The organism is Pantoea eucrina, from assembly GCF_002095385.1.
Lineage (GTDB): Bacteria > Pseudomonadota > Gammaproteobacteria > Enterobacterales > Enterobacteriaceae > Pantoea > Pantoea eucrina.
Genome location: NZ_MIPP01000030.1, coordinates 1 through 17,909, shown reverse-complemented (window position 1 = coordinate 17,909; position 17,909 = coordinate 1). Strand labels below are relative to the sequence as shown.

The following is a 17,909-nucleotide window of genomic DNA, read 5'->3' as shown; positions in this document are numbered from 1 at the left end:
ACCGCAAGAGGGATTGCATGAACATGATTAAAACCCGTGCCGCCGTTGCCTGGGCACCTGGCGAGCCGCTGAAAATCGAAGAAGTGGATTTGATGCCGCCGCAGAAAGGCGAAGTGTTAGTACGCATCGTTGCTACCGGCGTTTGCCATACCGACGCCTATACGCTCTCCGGCAAAGATCCGGAAGGCGTTTTCCCGGCCATTCTCGGTCATGAAGGTGGCGGCGTGGTGGAAGCGGTGGGCGAAGGCGTTACCAGCGTCGCCGTGGGCGATCACGTTATCCCGCTCTACACTCCGGAGTGCGGCAAATGTAAGTTCTGTCTCTCCGGCAAAACCAACCTCTGCCAGGCGATCCGCGCCACCCAGGGCAAGGGACTGATGCCGGATGGCACTACGCGCTTCTTTAAAGATGGCCAGCCTATTTTCCACTATATGGGCACCTCTACTTTTTCCGAGTACACCGTTGTACCGGAAATCTCGCTGGCGAAAATCAGTAAAGAAGCTCCGCTGGAAGAGGTGTGCCTGCTGGGCTGCGGCGTGACCACCGGCATGGGCGCGGTGATGAATACCGCTAAAGTTAAAGCGGGCGACACCGTGGCAATTTTTGGTCTCGGCGGTATTGGCCTCTCGGCGATCATCGGTGCGCAGATGGCAAAAGCGGGCCGCATTATCGCTATCGATATCAATACCAGCAAATTTGATTTGGCCCGCAAGCTGGGTGCCACCGACCTGATCAACCCGAAAGATTACGATAAGCCTATTCAGGATGTCATCGTTGAGCTGACCGATGGCGGCGTCGATTTCTCATTTGAGTGTATCGGTAACGTCAACGTCATGCGTTCGGCGCTGGAGTGCTGTCATAAAGGCTGGGGTGAGTCGGTCATCATCGGCGTGGCCGGTGCCGGTGAAGAGATCTCCACCCGCCCGTTCCAGCTGGTCACGGGCCGCGTCTGGCGGGGTTCCGCGTTTGGCGGCGTGAAAGGCCGCAGCCAGCTGCCGGGTATCGTGCAGGATTATCTGGATGGCAAGTTTGCGCTGAACGATTTCATCACCCATACCATGGCGCTGGATGAGATCAACGACGCCTTTGATCTGATGCACGAAGGGAAATCGATTCGCTCTGTGGTGCACTTCAACAAATAACCGGAGGCGTTATGGCATCCACGCTGGAACTGCTGGAAGAACACCGCATCTTTAGCGGCTGGCAACAACGCTGGCGACATCAGTCATCGGTGCTGAACTGCCCGATGACGTTCAGCATTTTTTTACCGCCGCCCAAAGCTGATACGCCGCCGCCTGCGGTCTGGTTTCTCGCCGGACTGACCTGCAGCGACGAAAATTTCACCACCAAAGCGGGCGCGCAGCGCGTGGCCGCAGAGCTGGGTCTGGTGCTGATTATGCCGGACACCAGCCCGCGCGGGGACGCGGTGGCTAACGATGAGAGTTACGATCTCGGCCAGGGCGCCGGCTTCTATCTCAACGCAACGCAGCAGCCGTGGGCGGCGCACTATCGTATGTTTGACTACCTCAGCGAGGAGCTGCCGGCGCTGCTGGCGGATAACTTCAAGCTGAGCGATCGGCAGTCGATTATGGGCCACTCAATGGGAGGACACGGTGCGCTGGTACTGGCACTGCGCCTCGGCGGACGCTTTGCTTCCGCTTCAGCCTTTGCACCGATTGTGAATCCCTGCGACGTCCCCTGGGGACAAAAGGCGTTTACTGCCTATCTCGGCGACGACCGCCAGGCGTGGCGGGAATGGGACAGTTGCCTGCTGATGCAGGAGGCGGAGCAGCGTCTGCCGCTGCTGATCGATCAGGGCGACGGCGATCAGTTTCTCGCGGACCAGCTGCGTCCGGAGCGCCTTGAGGCGATTGCGCGCGAACAGGGATTCCCGCTGGAGCTGCGCATTCAGCCGGGTTACGACCACAGCTACTTCTTTATCGCCACTTTTGTGGAAGATCACCTGCGCTTTCACGCGAAACATCTGCTGGTATAGTCCTTTGCCAGCCGCGGGCTTCTCAGCCCGGGCTGGCTATCAGCTGCCCCTTCCGCTTATCTCTGACCGGTTCACTGCGATTAGACCTTCCCGGCAGGCGTCGCACCATTACTGATAGGTAATTGTAAAGGTGGCGGTGGCATTTGCTGTACCGGGCGTAATATCACTTCCGGTCTGATAATAGCGCGCCTGCAGCGGGATACTGAACGTTCCGGCTGTGTCCGCACTGCCGGTGTTAATTGGCTTTTGCAGCGTTAACGGTACATTGTTGTAGAGCAGCTGAATGCCCACTCCTGTTGCACTGCCAGTTCCGCCGGTCAGATTGAGTACGCCATTTGCCGCATCCTGAACGCTGCCATCGATCTGCACGTTTACCCGCGTACCTGCATTGCAGTTCAGCGGAATGGTCAGCGTGCGGGTAAAACTGTCGCCCGGTCCGGTGCCCGCGCCCCTGAAGGCCCGCTTCTGCACCGTACCCATTGTGACCGAAAGCGCGCTATTGGTTACCGAACAGGCCACCGTCGTTACCGTCAATGCACCGAGGTTGATATATGCCTCCGGCCACATCCAGGCTGACTGATTGTTGCGCAGGATAAATGAGCCAATCAGCTGCGCGCCGACGCTACCGCTGCCGGTGGTTTGCGCCGTCTTATAGAACTGCACCAGCGCCTGCCCCGTCATCGGCTGACTGGCCAGCAGGCCACTGCTTTTGCAGAGCTGCTGAACGTTCGGTCCCCAGACACTATCCACCCACCCTGACGTGCCGGCACAGTTATTCCCGGACAGCCCGCCGAATGCGTAGCCAATGCCTGCAATACCGGTACTGTAGATATTGCGTCCGTCAATAATCTTGACATTTTTGCCATGACTCTTGATGCCAAACTCCTGATAGGTCAGCGCCGGCGCAGGCGTATCTGAACAGCTAAATCTTCCCGCCATATCTGAGGTCAGCACGCTCCCGATCATGGCGCCAACCGGTAGATCTCTCTGTACCACCAGCGTTGGCGGCGTGATAACGCTTGTCGCTGTCGCAACGGAACAGTTCCAGGCGTAAGCCGTTTGCACCGTAAAGGCACCGGGCAGAGCCAGAATAATAAGCAGCAGAATTTTTCGCATGGTTAATCCTTTACCGGCATTGCAGGCTAATAAGTTGTATAACCGGCTTGTCGCCGGGAAGGACGTAATCGGCCTGACATCCGTCGTGCTGCCAGACCACCTTTACCGTGCCGCGCGACGGCACGCCGCTCAGATAAACCTGATGACGATCGTCTACGATACCTGATGATGTCTGGCTGCCGCTGGTTACCGTGGCCGACGCGCCATAAGGAATAGTTTTTTCTGAATTCAGCGTCAGCATTATTTTCTGCCCCGCCGCTGTCGGGAAATCTGCCAGAACCAGCGCGCCCTGTCCTGGCACAACACGACGGGTATCTGCAGTAAGATCGATGTCGTCGGCCAGCGTGCCGGAATCTAGTTTGATGATGTTTCGCTGGTAGGGAGAGAGATAGGGCACCACGGCATAACCCCGGCTATCGGTATAAACACCAGTGCTATTTTCTACCTTCACATTTGCCGCTTTGTCTGCCCTTACCAGCGCCATCGTATCGCCTAAGGGCTGCGATAGAGTAAGGCCCCAGGGGTGAACCAGGATCCCCCCCATGACGCCATAATTAAGCTGTCGCGTCTGGCGGGTTACGTTATAGCCCGCCAGATATTCACCGGAAGAACCTTTATAGTCGAGGGTTGCGCTGCCCGACCCGCCGGTTCCCCGGCTGGCATAACCCTGCTGAATGTTATAGCTAAGCGTGTTATCCGCCAGCGCCACGCCCGCAATACCGGCTGATGCCATCAATCCACTACTGTTTGTCTGGCTGGCTGAGACGTTAAGCCAGCTTTTCGGCATAAAGCGTTCAAACGGAATCTGAACGGCCAGCGAAAACACGTTATTCTGCTGGCTTAGCCAGGGCGAGGACGAACGCATGTAGTTAAGCGTATAGCTCACCGCATTGTGGCTGATGCTGTAGCCGAGATTAAACGTATTTTCCCGGCCGCTTATGCCCCAGTATTGTTGCTGATAAGCAGACAGATAGAGACTGCCAAAATCGCCCAGCCTCTGATTGATGTTTAGCTCGGCCCGGCTGCGTTTATTGTGGCGATTGCGCCACTCCGTCCAGACGCGTTGCGCCTGCTTTGAACCAATCAGCTCATCATTGCTGGCATTAAGCGGGGGTGTATTGTAATAGCCATTTGCCTCATTAAAATCCATATAGCCGGATGTTGAGTAGCGATAGCCGGCCAGATTAAACGTGGTTCCGCTGGCGGTAAAATCTTTGGCATACTGAAAACGGAACGATGCCCCCTGTTTTTCGATCTCACCTGACTGCGCATGCGCCCAGGTTCCGTCTATCGAGACCGAACCCAGATAACCCAGCCCTTTAGCCGATCCCAGACTACTGCTCATATAATCGCCGGACAGAATTATTCCGCCGTAGAGCGTGCTGGCATTCGTCAGACCATAGCTCCCGGTTGTCTGCAAAAAGAGTGGTTCGTACCGGGCGGCATTATCAGCGGCAACCACCCGATACTTACCCGCCGTCAGTGCATATTTAGCCTGACCTTCACGCAGCATCAGCGGCACTGCTGAGAATGCCTGAACAAACTGACGCACTGTGCCATCTGCTTCGCGAATTGAGACGCTGAGATCGCCGCCTGAGGAGACAGGATAGAGATCGGTAATTGCAAAAGGTCCTGGTGAAACATAAGCCTGATAGATGATGTTTCCATCCTGGCGAATGGTAACGCGCGCATTACTCTGCGCGATGCCGCGAATGACCGGGGCAAATCCACGCCGGCTTTCCGGCAGCATATTGTCATCAGAGTAGAGCTGCACGCCGCGAAAAGCGACGCTATCGAACACGCCTGCCGGGCTATAGCTGTCACCCGCCACAAACTGCGCGTTAAGTGATTTAACGTCATGCTGCAGGTAAGTATTGATGCTGTTCCACTGGCGCGAGCGCCTGTTATCAGACCAGGATGAATAGTTTCTGAGACGCCATGCTCCCAGGTTTACGCCACTGCGCAGATTCAGATAATTATTCTGAACCGTTCCCTGACGAGCGTCGCTGCGGCTGCTGGCACCGCTGTAGGCGTAATTCACAAAGGCAGCAGGCAGCCCGTCATCCCACTCTTCAGGGGAGACCGCTCCCTGCACACTCTGCTGCATAAACGCCTGAGGAATGCTGATATCCAGACGCCGCTGAGCAAAGTCATAGCTAAGCTGGCCGTCGGGCAGGACGCGATCGATCGGCTGGCGGAGTGATCCCTTGCTCATCGCTGAAAATGCCGGTGTCGCCTGGCTGCGCACGCCCCAGGAAAGCAGATCTTCTTTAGTGATCTCCGGGATAAGTCCACGCTCACCCAGCGTGAAATTTAGTATTCTTTCAGCCATATAGCGGCTGTTCAGATAGATTTCCGTCCGATATCGTCCGGGGATCTGACCGCCGGGCTGTTCCAGTGCCGAGAGGTCGATAGCACTCACCTGCCCGCGCAGCTCGAGCGCGGCAGGATCAAAATAATCTGTTGCAGATCCGGGAGGGCTCATCAGCGCTGCCAGCATGAAGCCTGTCATCGCTGACGCCGACCGGCCTGACTGGCGGGTAAAAAGCGTCGTCCGCATTGATGGTCAGGCCTTAATCAGATTTTTGCAGTTCTGACGTCGGTAATACCGCCGTAATCATTAATCGCCCGCCAGGATAGCGTGCCTGCGGTTCCCGGCGGAAAATCGATAGCCTGCTCTGATAATGGACTGAGCACAGGCAGCGATTTCAGCTTAGCGTTGCCCATTTTCAGTTCATAAAAGGAGATATAAAACGGCGTGGGATTAGAAGCGTAAATACGGTCGCCCTGACGACGAAAAGTGATTTTTTCAAACGCTGTCGCCGCATCGCCTGGTAACCCTGCCGGCCGGTAAAAGAGTTTGAAGACGCTTTTTACGGTGATTAACAGGCGATTGGTCTCCTCTTTCGGCGTGCCCGGCACGGACTTAATGCTCAGCCAGTACAGAGATTCCCGATCGGCAGGCAGCGCCGCGCCGGTATAGACAATGCGGACAGAATTTTGCGTATGCGGCTCCAGCCGGAACAGGGGCGGCGTGGCAATAAACGTGTTGTCACTGTGACGTTGTGTAGGATCTTTATCTACCCATGCCTGAATCAGGTAGGGATAATCATCCGGATTACTGATGCTCAGCGCAGCCTGCCGCGCATTCCCCTCATAAATGAGCCGTGAACCCCCTATCTCAACCCCTGCCAGGCTCATCAGTGGATTGATCAGCACTATCAATAGAATACAAAAACGAATCATGAAGTCTTCCCTGAAGAGAAGGAGCCGCAAGCGGCTCGCATTATCAGTTATAGGCAACGGTAAACGTGGCAGCAGCATTCGCCGTACCTGCGCCAACGGTAGCAGCAGTTGACACATATTTGGCGATGAAATTAAGGGCATTGGTGCCGGTAGAAGAGAGCGTGACAGGCGCAGATGCCTGCCCGACAGGAATCAGCGTGGTGCTGTTCTGTTCATAGATACCGATACCAACGCCGGTAGCCACGCCGGTTCCGGACGTCAGGCCGAGCAGGCTGGAGTTGCCGCTCGCCAGCGGACCGTCAAAGCGGATGCTGGCTGACGTCACCGCTGTCGGACAGCTGGTAAGGTTAATGGTAAAACGCGTTGCCGAGGCCTGCGTACCGGCCGCGCCAAAAGAGCTGGCGGCTACAGTGCCCAGATTGACGGTCTGCGTAGCAGAGCTGGTATTAACGGTGCAGGCTGTATCGCGGATACTCCCGGTGAAATTTATTGTGCCATCGGCAGCAAATACGGCCGGGCACATGCCGGCAGCCGCCAGCACAGCAATAAGTGTCTTTTTTTTCATAATTATACCTCGTCTCAAGATAACCGAATGCTGCCGAAAAACAGCTATCGCCCTAACTATCAATCCCTGACCAGGGAAGCCAGAGAGTAGAGTTACGAGCTAACCCGGTAAACCTGAAAAAAAAACAGCGGAATAAATTGAAATAAAAAAATGACATAACGGCAGAGACAGAATTTATATCTGCTTTAGCCCGTTCAGAGCACGTTTATGTAAAATTAAAAACCAGGTAATAAGATTATTTAAATCATCCTATTTTATTATATTCCTATATGTATCCAGGCATACTGATCGGTATTGAGAAAAATCCTAACTCGCATTTCGAATAAACAGCTAACCAGGATAGCAAAATACGTTTTCTTTAATGATTCAGTTAAGAAACAATGATCGGTTTACCTGTGTAATAATAATCACCGTTGATCATTTACATTAGCTATTATGAATTAAAAATTTGAATCACAAAAGCAGATGGGTCTATCATGACAACTATCATTGCATATTATTGATCAAAAACAATTAGTTATAATCATAGTTCGGCATTATCGCCGAAATGCAACGCTTTTAGTATCGTGCCTTGCTTGCTAAGAAAGAATGCTTGCTAAATGCGATCTTTTATTCAGCTCTTTGCGTTCAGGGGAAGTCACCTGTCCAGATCAGGTGTTTTTTTTTGGGTCTAATCATTAACATTTACAAAGCCAGGAGGATTACTTACTCTTTCTGCATTACCAGTGTTACCGCAATGCAGAAAGGAAGAGCAACTAATCTTTGAAATTCTCGGCGGCATAAAGGACAAAAGAAAAATAATACGCCATATATTTATGATACATCGCATTATAAGACTCCAGAATGTGTATGCGGCCTGATTTCGGATCGTAATCCACCAGGGAATTTTCTTTCGCTTCTAATATGATGTTACGAAGATGCGAGCGTGATACGCCGCAGCGCTTCGCCAGGCTGATGATGGTTAATGCCTCACCGCAGTCTTGTGCGGTAGTTCCGTGAAGATATAGATGAGTCATAATCATATGACCGGAGTCTTTGTTGATAAAAATATCAGCTTTGTCAGCAATATTAATAAGATGGATATCGTGATGAAATATGTCATAGTATCTTTTAAAGAAGCTTTGCATATTCTCTACTGAGAAGTTATTGACTTTGAAATCCGTTATACCCATTTCATCTAATGGAATAGCCACCGTCTTTGTTAACGACATCGCTGACTTCAATCCCCGGTCAGTAATTGAAAAATGCGTTTTTCTCTTATCAATAGTGTCTTTTCTGGTGGATATATAGCTACCCGTTTTTAACAGTAATAGCAGAGAAGAGACAGTATTAGGACTGATCATATTGGTTCTGATGCACTGATACTTTATATCATTCAGGCAAGGCTTCTCTTTTTTAAAGAAGACACACGTGATAATCACGGATGCAAGAAATCTGTTATTTTTGAAAATGTATTTATAGAACATCTTATTGGATGCGAACTCTTTACAGATCATATTTGCATGCGTCATCAAAGCCGCATGAAAATTTTCGCTTTGCATTATTTTGCTATAGCAATTTTCGATATCTCTGACTGTAGTTGCTTTTACACCTGTTTTCATAAGAATTCCCGATCCTATGGCCCTGGGAATTATATGCTACGGCTAAAAGCAAAAGAATGGAAATAAAATCAACCATACTGTTAACGGGGTGTAATATGGATGTTAATTTAATTCAAAAAGAAAACTACTTTCTGGAGAGGGGATTTAGCGAACTTTATCTGCAAGAGCGCTTTCTTTTTCATTTTAGTAAAGCATCGGTTTTCCTGCTTAACAAAGCATCACTAAAAGATTTCATCTGCTTTTGCGAAGAGAATGAGCGGGCTGATGAAATCATCTTACTGCTGGTGTCCAGAGATATGATGCCTTTAGCTATCAGCCTGGCTTACCGCTCCAGCAAAATCATTATATTTGACAATGGTAATATCTACTCTGCCGTTATGGGCAATCTGTATAAATGCAGCAGCAATAAAAAAATCATTACGCCAAGGGAATTTGAAGCATTAAAGACAACGCTGCTAACGAAAACCAGGAAGCTTGACTGGAGCTGCAGCATTAAAACGTTTTATTCTCAGCGACATTCAGCGCTTAAAAAGCTTAATATTGATAAGCTCTCATCGATATTTTGAAATGAAAAAATCGTGCAGGTTAAGTCCATCTCACGCCATGCTGGCATATCTCTGGCCTTAAGAGGTCATGCCCCCTGCATGGCCTCATAGCCATTCATGGTGAACCTGTCGCTTAACTGCAGGGCTGAAAGGGCGAAGGGGCCTGACAGGTGTTGATACCGGTGAAGGAGACAGGCTGGCCGATCGAGCAGTGGGCAGGCAAGCCATCACACTATAGATTTGGCATTGCAGATATAGCTACATCAGCGACTCTGCCACCAGCCCGTCAATCATTACCTGCGGCATGCCCTGCGAGCAGTGCTCAATCCGGCCGCGCACGCCATACACCTGCGCCAGCGTCTGCGGCGTAATCACCTCTGCGGGTATGCCATCCGCCAGACGCCGGCCCTGCTTCAGCATTAGCGCGTGGTCAGCATGCCGCAGCGCAATATTGATATCGTGCACCACCACCACCGTGACCATATTGCGCAGCCGGGTTTCGCGTCGTACCAGATCCATCACGTGAAACTGATAGTTGAGATCCAGCGCGCTCAGCGGTTCATCCAGCAGCAGCAGCTCCGGCCGGCGGATCAGCGACTGCGCCAGACCTACCAGCTGTTTCTGCCCGCCTGAGAGCTGATCGAGGTAGCGCATCGCCAGATGAGCGATACCCAGCTGCTCAAGCAGCGCCATAATTTCTGCTTCGCTGTCCGCACTATGGAGGCCGCCCGAGGCGCGCTGCGCCACGATAATCGATTCCAGTACGTGCAGATGAACCCCGGCCGGCAGCGTCTGCGGCAGGTAGACCACCCGCTTTGCTCGCTGCGTGAAGGGCTGCGCCATTAAATCAACGCCGTTCAGCCAGAGTGCGCCCTCGCCTTTACCCAGGCCCGCCAGCGCGCGCAGCAGCGTGGATTTACCGCAGCCGTTCGGGCCAAGCAGCACGGTGATTTTGCCGCGCGGCAGCGTGGCAACGTCCAGATTGTCGATCACCTGACGCTTAGGGTAACCGGCGCTGAACTGCTCAATACGTAAGCCTGAATCCATTACACGCTCCCCCGGTGACGCAGAATAATACTCAGAAAGAAGGGAACGCCGACCAGCGAGGTCACGATCCCCACCGGAATAATCACGCCCGGGATCAGGTTTTTCGACGCAACCGAGGCCAGCGACAGCACCAATGCGCCCACCAGCGCGCTGGCGGGCAGATAGTAACGATGATCTTCGCCAAACATCATGCGGGCGATATGCGGGGCGACGAGGCCGATAAAGCCAATCGGGCCGACAAAGGCTACTGCCAGCGCCGAGAGAATGCTGATGCGTAACAGCGTTGCCAGTCGCAGACGGCGCACGTCGATACCAAAACTAATGGCGCGATCTTCCCCCAGCCGCAGCGCGGTCAGCTTCCAGCTGCTGAGCATGGAAAACGGTACCAGCAGCGCAAACGCAGCGCTCAGCACGCCCAGCTTCTCCCACGATGCGCGCGCCAGGCTACCCATGGTCCAGAACACCAGTCCCTGCAGCGTATCTTCGCTGGCGATAAACTGCATCATGGAAACCAGGGCGTTGAAGGTAAATACCAGCGCAATACCAAACAGCACCACACCGGAGGTCGAGACTTTGCTCCAGCGCGTAATGCCATCCAGCATCAGCGCGGCAAACAGCGCAAACACAAAGGCGTTAGCGGAGATAAACCACTGATCGGAGAGGCCGGGAAAACCGACGCCGAGGATAATTGCCAGCGCGGCACCAAAGGCTGCAGCGGAAGAGACGCCCAGCGTAAAAGGACTCGCCAGCGGGTTGTTCAGAATGGTTTGCATCTCGGCACCCGCCAGTCCCAGCGCCAGCCCGACAACCACCGCCATCAGCGCATAGGGCAGACGGATATCCCAGACGATGACGCGGGTACCGGCATCCATCGCGGCCGGATGCAGCAAGGTCTGCCCGAGCGTTTCCAGCGTAAGCCCGGCCGGACCGAGGGTGAAATCGAGAATAACCGAGGCGAGAATAGCAACAACCAGTGCGCCAGTCAGCAGCAGTCGCTGACGCAGCACCTGACGATAACGTGTCAGGGTGTCAGCTTCAGGGGGGTGTTCCGCTATCAGCACGGAATCCGTCGTACGCATGAGTCTACCTGTATAGCCGTAATCATAACGGCTGACACAATAGAGCAGGTGATAATAATTATCAATTATATCTCTGTAACAAAGCTCAAACCGGCAGGGATGCATCAATATGCCAGGAACACATAAATGCGTAGGGGCGGCATTGATGCCGCCCTGGTCCGGGTGAATCGCATGAAACCAGGGACGCATAAATGCGTCCCCTGCATATCGTGCAATCACAGGGGCGGCATTAATGCCGCCCTGGGTTGGGTGAATCGCCTGAAACCAGGGGCGCAAAAATGCGCCCCCTACGTCTGGATTGGAATGCCGCCACGCCAGGTTTTACTGTTTAAAAACCGGGAACTCCATCTCGCTATATTTCACTACGCGGCTGCCGCGCGTCAGCCGGTAGCCCATCCAGATAATCAGAAATAGCGGGATACCGATATAAGTTGCCGCCACGCCGTACCAGTCGATGGTGTCGGCGAGGAACGCCTGATAGTTCTGCCCCAGCGTAATAATCAGGCAGAGCACAAAGGCGAAGACAGGGCCCAGTGGGAAAAAGCCGGAGCGGTAAGGTAAATCGGCCAGATCGCGCCCCTGCGCTTCATAGCCGCGACGGAAACGATAGTGGCTGATGGCAATGCCCAGCCAGGCGATAAAACCGGTCATACCTGAGGTATTAAGCAGCCACAGGTAAACTTCCTGATTACCAAACTTTGACGTCAGGAAGCAGAGACCCGCTACCACGGTGGTCGCAATCAGCGCATTGCGCGGCACGCCGCCTCTGGAGAGTTTTGCAAAGATGCGCGGCGCTTTGCCCTCACGGGCGAGATTAAACAGCATGCGCGTTGAGGCGTACATACCGGAGTTACCCGCTGAAAGCACCGACGTCAGGATGACTGCGTTCATGATCGCCGCCGCTGAGAGCAGACCGGCATTCTGGAACACCAGCGTAAACGGGCTGACGCTGATATCGGTCACGTCATTATGCAGCAACTGCGGATCGGTATAGGGCAGGATCAGGCTGATGATCAGAATCGCAAACACATAAAACAGCAGAATACGCCAGAAAACCTGCCGCACCGCGCGCGGAATATTTTTGGCCGGATCTTCAGATTCACCGGCGGCGATGCCGATAAGCTCGGTGCCCTGAAAAGAGAAGCCGACAATCATCGCCACGCCGATCATTGCAGAAAACCCGCCGGCAAAAGGCGCATCGCCCACGGTCCAGTTGTGCCAGCCTGCATGTTCCGCACCGCGCATAATGCCGGTGATCATCAGAATCCCCACCACGATAAAAATAACGACGGTGACGACTTTAATCAGCGAGAACCAGTACTCTGTTTCGCCAAAACCTTTAACCGAGATAAAGTTAATCAGGAACATCAGGCAGAGAAAAGTGGCGCTCCAGATCCAGCCTGGCGTATCGGGGAACCAGTAGTTCATCACCAGCTGCGAGGCGACCAGATCAACAGCAATGGTCACCGCCCAGTTGTACCAGTAGTTCCAGCCCAGCGCGAAGCCAAAGCCCTCTTCAACATATTTTGCGCCATAGGTGGCAAAAGAGCCGGAAACCGGCATAAAGGCAGCCAGTTCGCCGAGGCTGGTCATCAGAAAGTAGACCATCAGCCCAATCAGGGCATAGGAGAGCAGCGCGCCGCCGGGTCCGGCCTGTGAAATGGTGGCGCCGGAAGCGACAAACAGGCCGGTACCAATGGAGCCGCCGATGGCGATCATAGTGAGGTGGCGCGCTTTTAATTCACGGCGCAGCCCAGGTTGTTGTGTTGTTTTTGAGTCATTATGCATGTGTAAACGCTATGCCGGATAAAAATAAGGCGCGATTGTAGCAGCTAACCCTGCGCTGTATAGCATTCACCTCGGGTTATTAGTTACCTTCATGATCGGCGGGCGATTATTAGCAGCACCCGCCGCCGCCGGCTATTCACAGCAGTAGGCAAGAAAGCGATTGAGCGCGTTTGAGAGATGTTTTTGCCGGTGGTGAATGCGATAGAGCGTGCGCGTCAGGCGCGGCAGCGGAACCGCCACTTCTGCCAGCGTGCCCGCTTCCAGCAGGTCGGCAATGACCCGGCGCGACAGGCAGCTGATGCCCATGCCGTGCCGTACCGCATGTTTGATCGCTTCGGAGTTACCCAGTTCCATACCCAGCTGAAACTGCGGCAGATGCGACAGCAGCTGGTAATCAACAATTTCACGCGTACCGGAGCCGCGTTCACGCAGGATCCACGGTGCCGCCGCCAGGCTTACCAGCGTCACCGGCTGCTGCAGCAGCGCCGAGTCGGGTGCTGCAAACACCACCAGCTCATCTTCCAGCCACGGCGTGCTGATGATATCCGGCTCGTGACACGGTCCCTCGATCAGGCCGATATCCACGCGAAAATCTGCAACGGCCTGAATCGCATCCTGACTGTTGCCGACGCTCAGCTCCAGCGGAAGTGCGGGAAAATCGCGCCGGTAGGCGGCAATCATGCCCGGCAGCAAATAGTTACCGATGGTACTGCTGGCAAACAGCCGGATCGCCCCGCTATCTTCCCGGAAGAGCTGCTCAATTTCACCCGCCTGCTCCAGCAGCCCGACGGCGCGCGGATAGAGCAGCCGCCCATGCTCATTCAGCACCAGCCGCTTGCCTACGCGATCGAACAGCTGTACTCCCAGCTGGTTTTCGAGATCCGCCAGCGCCGCGCTCACCGCCGACTGCGACAGTGACAGCACCTGCGAGGCCTGGGTGGTGGAACCGCTCTTCAGCACCTCAGTAAACACTTCAATCTGGCGTAGCGTAATATGCATGCTTGCTCCTCAGGCCATATAGCGCTGTATCAGCCAGACGATAATGCCGATCCAGATCAGCAGGATCAGGCCAAATCCGGCGCGACTGACAATTTTTACTCCGCGCGCGCGCTGTACTTCCGCGCGTTCAGCGCTGCTGATACGAATATCGCGCGGCAGCAGGCGCAGCAGAATAATCACGCCCAGCGGTACAATGATGGCGTCATCCAGCAGACCAATAATCGGGATGAAGTCCGGAATAAGGTCAATCGGGCTGAGCGCATAGGCCACCAGCCCAAACGCCATCAGTTTGAACCACCATGCCGTACGCGGATCGCGACAGGCAAACCACAGCGTCAGGACATCCCGCTTAATCAGCTTTGCCCAGCGGCGCAGACGCACAAACATAGCCTTTCTCCTTATCACTTATTCCGGTCGATTATAAAGATATTATCAATTTCACTTTTATATCAGAGAGGCGCAGGCTATTGCCATACTCAGGAGGTGGTTAATGGCTGAATTTAGCATAATAAAACCGGTGCTCCCGCCCTGCCGGGTGGTGGCGGGTCTGGCACTCACGGCGGCGCTGGCAGGCTGCGCCGCCTGGCTTACCTCGCTGCCGTGGCTGTCTCACGTCGGTCTGGGCGCGCTGACGCTGGCGATCGTTGGCGGCATTATTGCCGGCAATACTTTTTACCCGCGTATCGCCAGCCACTGCGACAGCGGTGTGCTGCTGGCAAAACAGCGCCTGTTGCGCCTCGGCATTATTCTTTTTGGTTTTCGCATCACCGTTCAGCAGATAGCCGGCGTCGGCCTGCGCGGCGTGATTATCGATACGCTGATTATCGGCACAACGTTCCTGCTTACCTGCCTGGCTGGCATCCGGCTGCTAAAGATGGATCGCGAGACGGTGTGGCTGATCGGTGCCGGCAGCAGCATCTGCGGTGCGGCGGCGGTGCTGGCGACGGAACCCGTGGTCAAAGCTGACGCCTCAAAAGTGGCGGTAGCGGTGGCAACTGTGGTGCTGTTTGGTACCGCCGGGATCCTGCTTTATCCCGCGCTGTTTGCACTGCTGCCCGCTGTCAGCGCCGCGCAGTTTGGCATCTTTACCGGCTCCACGCTGCATGAGGTGGCGCAGGTGGTAGCCGCCGGGCACGCCATAGGCGCTGAAGCAGAGAATATGGCGGTGATCACCAAGATGCTGCGCGTCATGATGCTGGCCCCTTTCCTGCTGCTGCTGGGCAGCTGGCTCCGGCAGCGCGGCCCGCGCACGGCAACGTCTGCACGCAGCTTTCCGTGGTTTGCACTGCTGTTTATCGCGGTCGCGCTGGTGAATTCACTGCAGCTGCTGCCAGCCGGAGTGGTTAGCGCGCTGAACCAGCTGGCCAACCTGCTGCTGGCGATGGCGATGGCAGCGCTGGGTCTGACCACGCGCTTCTCCGCGCTGAAACAGGCGGGCGCAAAACCGCTGCTGCTGGGGCTGATGATGTTCTGCTGGCTCATCGTCGGCGGCGGCGCACTGAATTTGCTGGTGCAACATTTCATGGCATAGCCGCTTCCGCTATCATGTGCGCCTTGCTTTAGTTAACGCCCATACAGGAGAGCGGCATGAAATATATCGGTGCACACGTCAGCGCATCCGGCGGCGTGGATCAGGCAGTGATCCGCGCCCATGAGCTGGAGGCCACCGCCTTTGCGCTCTTTACAAAAAATCAGCGTCAGTGGAAAGCCGCACCGCTCTCTGCGCAGACCATTGACGCGTTCAAAAGCGCCTGCGCGCGGTATAACTACTCTTCCGCGCAAATCCTGCCGCACGATAGCTTTCTGATCAACCTGGGTCACCCGGAGGCCGAAGCGCTGGAGAAATCACGCGCCGCGTTTCTGGATGAGATGCAGCGCGCTGACCAGCTTGGCCTGACGCTGCTGAACTTCCACCCCGGCAGCCATCTGCAGCAGCTTGATGAAGAGACGTGCCTGAAGCGCATCGCCGAATCGATCAACATCACGCTGGATAAAACGCAAAATGTCGTCGCGGTGATTGAAAATACCGCCGGCCAGGGCAGTAACCTCGGCTATCGCTTTGAGCATCTTGCGACCATTATTGCGCACGTCGAGGATAAATCGCGCGTGGGGGTCTGTCTTGATACCTGTCACACCTTCGCCGGCGGATACGATCTGCGCACCGAAGCTGACTGTGTCGCTACCTTTTCCGAATTTGAGCGCGTGGTGGGCTTTAACTATCTGCGCGGTATGCATCTGAACGATGCCAAAAGTGCCATTGGCAGCCGCGTCGATCGCCATCACAGTCTGGGTGAAGGCAACATCGGCAAAACCGTGTTCAGCTGGCTGATGAAAGATGCGCGCTTCGATAACATTCCGCTGATCCTGGAAACCATCAATCCCGATATCTGGAAAGATGAGATCGCCTGGCTTAAAGCTGAGCAGCACGCCGGATAGCGGACAATAAAAAAGGGAGCCTTAGCTCCCTTTTTTTATGTCCGTCGGGTTACGCAGCTTTCGCCAGCTCCTCTTCCGGACGCTTCAGCACGGCGTAACCGAGACCGGCAATCGCGGTACCGATGATAATCGCCAGCAGATAGCCCAGCACCGGCGTAATCGCACCCGGGATCAGCAGCACAAACAGACCGCCGTGAGGTGCCATCAGCTTCGCGCCAATCGCCATTGAGATGGCGCCGGTCACGGCTCCGCCAATGATGCAGCACGGCAGCACGCGCATCGGATCGCGCGCCGCAAACGGAATGGCCCCTTCAGAGATAAAGCAGAGACCCAGCACCAGCGCCGCTTTGCCGCCCTCCTGCTGCCCTTTATTGAACTTGCGGCGTGCAACCAGCGTCGCCAAACCCATCGCCAGCGGTGGCACCATGCCCGCAGCCATAATCGCGGCCATCGGCGCATAGGTTTGCGAACTCAGCAGCCCGACGCCAAACGCGTAGGCCACTTTGTTGACCGGACCGCCCATATCGGTACACATCATACCGCCAAGAATGGCGCCCAGCAGCACGGCGTTTGCGGTGCCCATGTTGGCCAGCCAGCTGGTCAGGCCGCTCATGATACCGGCAACCGGTTTACCCACCACGTAGATCATCAGCAGGCCGGTGATCAGGCTCGCAACCAGCGGAATAATGAGAATGGGCTTCAGGGCTTCCATACTCTGTGGCAGCTTCACTTTGCTGCTCAGGAACTTCGCCGCATAACCGGCGATAAAGCCGGCGATAATACCACCCAGGAAACCGGCATTGATGCTGGTGGCAATCATGCCGCCAATCAGGCCAGGCGTCAGGCCAGGACGATCGGCGATGGAGAATGCAATAAAGCCTGCCAGTACCGGCACCATCAGCGCAAATGCGCTGCCGCCGCCGATCTGCATCAGCGCTGCTGCCAGCGTGCCCGGCTCTTTAAACGCGGTGATCCCGAACGCAAACGACAGCGCAATGCTCAGGCCGCCTGCAACCACCATCGGCAGCATGTAGGAGACACCGGTCAGCAGGTGACGGTAGGCGCCCGCTTTCTCTTTGCTGTCGCCCTGTGCGCTGGCGCTCTGGCTGCCGGAGGGCTGATAAACTTTCGCCTCCGCCTGCGCTTTATCCAGCTCCTGCGCTGTTTTCTTCAGCGCCAGGCCGGTGGAGGTGCGGTACATCGGCTTGCCGGCAAATTTCGCCAGGTCCACATCGATATCCGCTGCCACGATCACCAGATCGGCGGCGGCCACCTCTTCCGGAGTAATCGGGTTGCCCGCGCCAACGGAACCACGGGTTTCGACTTTTACCCACCAGCCGCGTTTTTTCGCTTCCGCGTCAATCGCTTCTGCCGCCATAAAGGTGTGTGCGACGCCGGTCGGACAGGCGGTAACGGCGACAATGCGCTTTTGCGCGCTGGCCGTAACCGGTGCTGCGGCAGCCCCGGCTGCCGGTGCGGTTGCGGGCTGCC

General features: G+C 55.1%; 16 protein-coding genes. 5 read left to right on the top strand and 11 right to left on the bottom strand.

Annotated features, from left to right (window positions below; genetic code table 11):
- Positions 1 to 17: 17 nt before the first annotated feature.
- Positions 18 to 1,142, top strand: coding sequence for an S-(hydroxymethyl)glutathione dehydrogenase/class III alcohol dehydrogenase (locus tag HA43_RS13125; protein ID WP_039385441.1), 1,125 nt, complete (start codon positions 18 to 20; stop codon positions 1,140 to 1,142).
- 11 nt (positions 1,143 to 1,153) lie between these two features.
- Positions 1,154 to 1,996: an S-formylglutathione hydrolase gene (gene fghA / locus HA43_RS13120; protein WP_094111865.1), complete on the top strand. Its 843-nt coding sequence runs from the start codon at positions 1,154 to 1,156 to the stop codon at positions 1,994 to 1,996.
- A gap of 108 nt (positions 1,997 to 2,104) precedes the next feature.
- On the opposite strand, the gene HA43_RS13115 is transcribed toward fghA, so the two are convergent.
- The 5 genes from HA43_RS13115 to HA43_RS13095 all read right to left on the bottom strand — a co-directional run bounded on the left by HA43_RS13115 (position 2,105) and on the right by HA43_RS13095 (position 8,524).
- Positions 2,105 to 3,112, bottom strand: coding sequence for a fimbrial protein (locus HA43_RS13115; RefSeq protein WP_094111864.1), 1,008 nt, complete (start codon positions 3,110 to 3,112; stop codon positions 2,105 to 2,107).
- A 10-nt stretch (positions 3,113 to 3,122) separates the two neighbouring features.
- Positions 3,123 to 5,597, bottom strand: coding sequence for a fimbria/pilus outer membrane usher protein (locus HA43_RS13110; protein ID WP_244555233.1), 2,475 nt, complete (start codon positions 5,595 to 5,597; stop codon positions 3,123 to 3,125).
- A 92-nt stretch (positions 5,598 to 5,689) separates the two neighbouring features.
- Complete coding sequence (locus HA43_RS13105; protein WP_039385448.1) at positions 5,690 to 6,358, bottom strand: fimbrial biogenesis chaperone; 669 nt, start codon at positions 6,356 to 6,358, stop codon at positions 5,690 to 5,692.
- A 43-nt stretch (positions 6,359 to 6,401) separates the two neighbouring features.
- Positions 6,402 to 6,923 (bottom strand): fimbrial protein, encoded by a 522-nt coding sequence (locus tag HA43_RS13100; protein ID WP_094111862.1) that lies wholly within the window; start codon positions 6,921 to 6,923, stop codon positions 6,402 to 6,404.
- Between the two features lie 755 nt (positions 6,924 to 7,678).
- A complete protein-coding gene (locus HA43_RS13095; protein WP_039385452.1) occupies positions 7,679 to 8,524 on the bottom strand; it encodes a helix-turn-helix domain-containing protein in 846 nt (281 codons plus the stop codon).
- Between the two features lie 95 nt (positions 8,525 to 8,619).
- Between HA43_RS13095 and HA43_RS13090 the strand changes: the two genes are divergently transcribed.
- On the top strand, positions 8,620 to 9,090 hold the full coding sequence (locus tag HA43_RS13090) for a hypothetical protein (RefSeq protein ID WP_094111861.1): 471 nt from the start codon (positions 8,620 to 8,622) through the stop codon (positions 9,088 to 9,090).
- Positions 9,091 to 9,327: 237 nt separating this feature from the next.
- On the opposite strand, the gene HA43_RS13085 is transcribed toward HA43_RS13090, so the two are convergent.
- The 5 genes from HA43_RS13085 to HA43_RS13065 form a co-directional block, all read right to left on the bottom strand.
- Positions 9,328 to 10,116, bottom strand: a complete 789-nt coding sequence (locus HA43_RS13085; protein ID WP_094111860.1) for an ABC transporter ATP-binding protein — start codon at positions 10,114 to 10,116, stop codon at positions 9,328 to 9,330.
- Positions 10,116 to 11,195, bottom strand: a complete 1,080-nt coding sequence (locus HA43_RS13080) for a FecCD family ABC transporter permease (RefSeq protein WP_094111859.1) — start codon at positions 11,193 to 11,195, stop codon at positions 10,116 to 10,118. Before HA43_RS13080 ends, HA43_RS13085 begins: the two co-directional genes overlap by 1 nt.
- A gap of 321 nt (positions 11,196 to 11,516) precedes the next feature.
- Positions 11,517 to 12,983, bottom strand: a complete 1,467-nt coding sequence (locus HA43_RS13075; RefSeq protein WP_094111858.1) for an amino acid permease — start codon at positions 12,981 to 12,983, stop codon at positions 11,517 to 11,519.
- A gap of 132 nt (positions 12,984 to 13,115) precedes the next feature.
- On the bottom strand, positions 13,116 to 13,982 hold the full coding sequence (gene yieE / locus HA43_RS13070; RefSeq protein WP_071668032.1) for a DNA-binding transcriptional regulator YeiE: 867 nt from the start codon (positions 13,980 to 13,982) through the stop codon (positions 13,116 to 13,118).
- 9 nt (positions 13,983 to 13,991) lie between these two features.
- A complete protein-coding gene (locus HA43_RS13065; protein WP_039385465.1) occupies positions 13,992 to 14,369 on the bottom strand; it encodes a YkvA family protein in 378 nt (125 codons plus the stop codon).
- Positions 14,370 to 14,472: 103 nt separating this feature from the next.
- Between HA43_RS13065 and HA43_RS13060 the strand changes: the two genes are divergently transcribed.
- Together HA43_RS13060 and nfo are read left to right on the top strand one after the other, a co-directional pair.
- The gene (locus HA43_RS13060; RefSeq protein ID WP_071668033.1) at positions 14,473 to 15,513 is read left to right on the top strand and encodes a YeiH family putative sulfate export transporter; all 1,041 of its coding nucleotides are present in this window, start codon (positions 14,473 to 14,475) and stop codon (positions 15,511 to 15,513) included.
- Positions 15,514 to 15,569: 56 nt separating this feature from the next.
- Positions 15,570 to 16,418, top strand: a complete 849-nt coding sequence (gene nfo / locus HA43_RS13055) for a deoxyribonuclease IV (RefSeq protein ID WP_094111857.1) — start codon at positions 15,570 to 15,572, stop codon at positions 16,416 to 16,418.
- Positions 16,419 to 16,467: 49 nt separating this feature from the next.
- Here nfo and fruA read toward each other — a convergent pair.
- Positions 16,468 to 17,909: PTS fructose transporter subunit IIBC (fruA, locus tag HA43_RS13050; protein ID WP_128083817.1), on the bottom strand; the 1,442-nt coding region annotated here is incomplete at its 5' end.

Excerpts from the sequence above, each read along its gene's own strand:
- HA43_RS13090 (WP_094111861.1), top strand. The coding sequence starts at position 8,620 with ATGGATGTTAATTTAATTCAAAAAGAAAACTACTTTCTGGAGAGGGGA.
- HA43_RS13060 (WP_071668033.1), top strand. The coding sequence starts at position 14,473 with ATGGCTGAATTTAGCATAATAAAACCGGTGCTCCCGCCCTGCCGGGTG.
- HA43_RS13115 (WP_094111864.1), bottom strand. The coding sequence starts at position 3,112 with ATGCGAAAAATTCTGCTGCTTATTATTCTGGCTCTGCCCGGTGCCTTT.
- nfo (WP_094111857.1), top strand. The coding sequence starts at position 15,570 with ATGAAATATATCGGTGCACACGTCAGCGCATCCGGCGGCGTGGATCAG.
- HA43_RS13105 (WP_039385448.1), bottom strand. The coding sequence starts at position 6,358 with ATGATTCGTTTTTGTATTCTATTGATAGTGCTGATCAATCCACTGATG.
- HA43_RS13080 (WP_094111859.1), bottom strand. The coding sequence starts at position 11,195 with ATGCGTACGACGGATTCCGTGCTGATAGCGGAACACCCCCCTGAAGCT.
- HA43_RS13110 (WP_244555233.1), bottom strand. The coding sequence starts at position 5,597 with ATGAGCCCTCCCGGATCTGCAACAGATTATTTTGATCCTGCCGCGCTC.
- HA43_RS13095 (WP_039385452.1), bottom strand. The coding sequence starts at position 8,524 with ATGAAAACAGGTGTAAAAGCAACTACAGTCAGAGATATCGAAAATTGC.
- yieE (WP_071668032.1), bottom strand. The coding sequence starts at position 13,982 with ATGCATATTACGCTACGCCAGATTGAAGTGTTTACTGAGGTGCTGAAG.
- HA43_RS13075 (WP_094111858.1), bottom strand. The coding sequence starts at position 12,983 with ATGCATAATGACTCAAAAACAACACAACAACCTGGGCTGCGCCGTGAA.
- HA43_RS13065 (WP_039385465.1), bottom strand. The coding sequence starts at position 14,369 with ATGTTTGTGCGTCTGCGCCGCTGGGCAAAGCTGATTAAGCGGGATGTC.
- HA43_RS13100 (WP_094111862.1), bottom strand. The coding sequence starts at position 6,923 with ATGAAAAAAAAGACACTTATTGCTGTGCTGGCGGCTGCCGGCATGTGC.
- fghA (WP_094111865.1), top strand. The coding sequence starts at position 1,154 with ATGGCATCCACGCTGGAACTGCTGGAAGAACACCGCATCTTTAGCGGC.
- HA43_RS13125 (WP_039385441.1), top strand. The coding sequence starts at position 18 with ATGAACATGATTAAAACCCGTGCCGCCGTTGCCTGGGCACCTGGCGAG.
- HA43_RS13085 (WP_094111860.1), bottom strand. The coding sequence starts at position 10,116 with ATGGATTCAGGCTTACGTATTGAGCAGTTCAGCGCCGGTTACCCTAAG.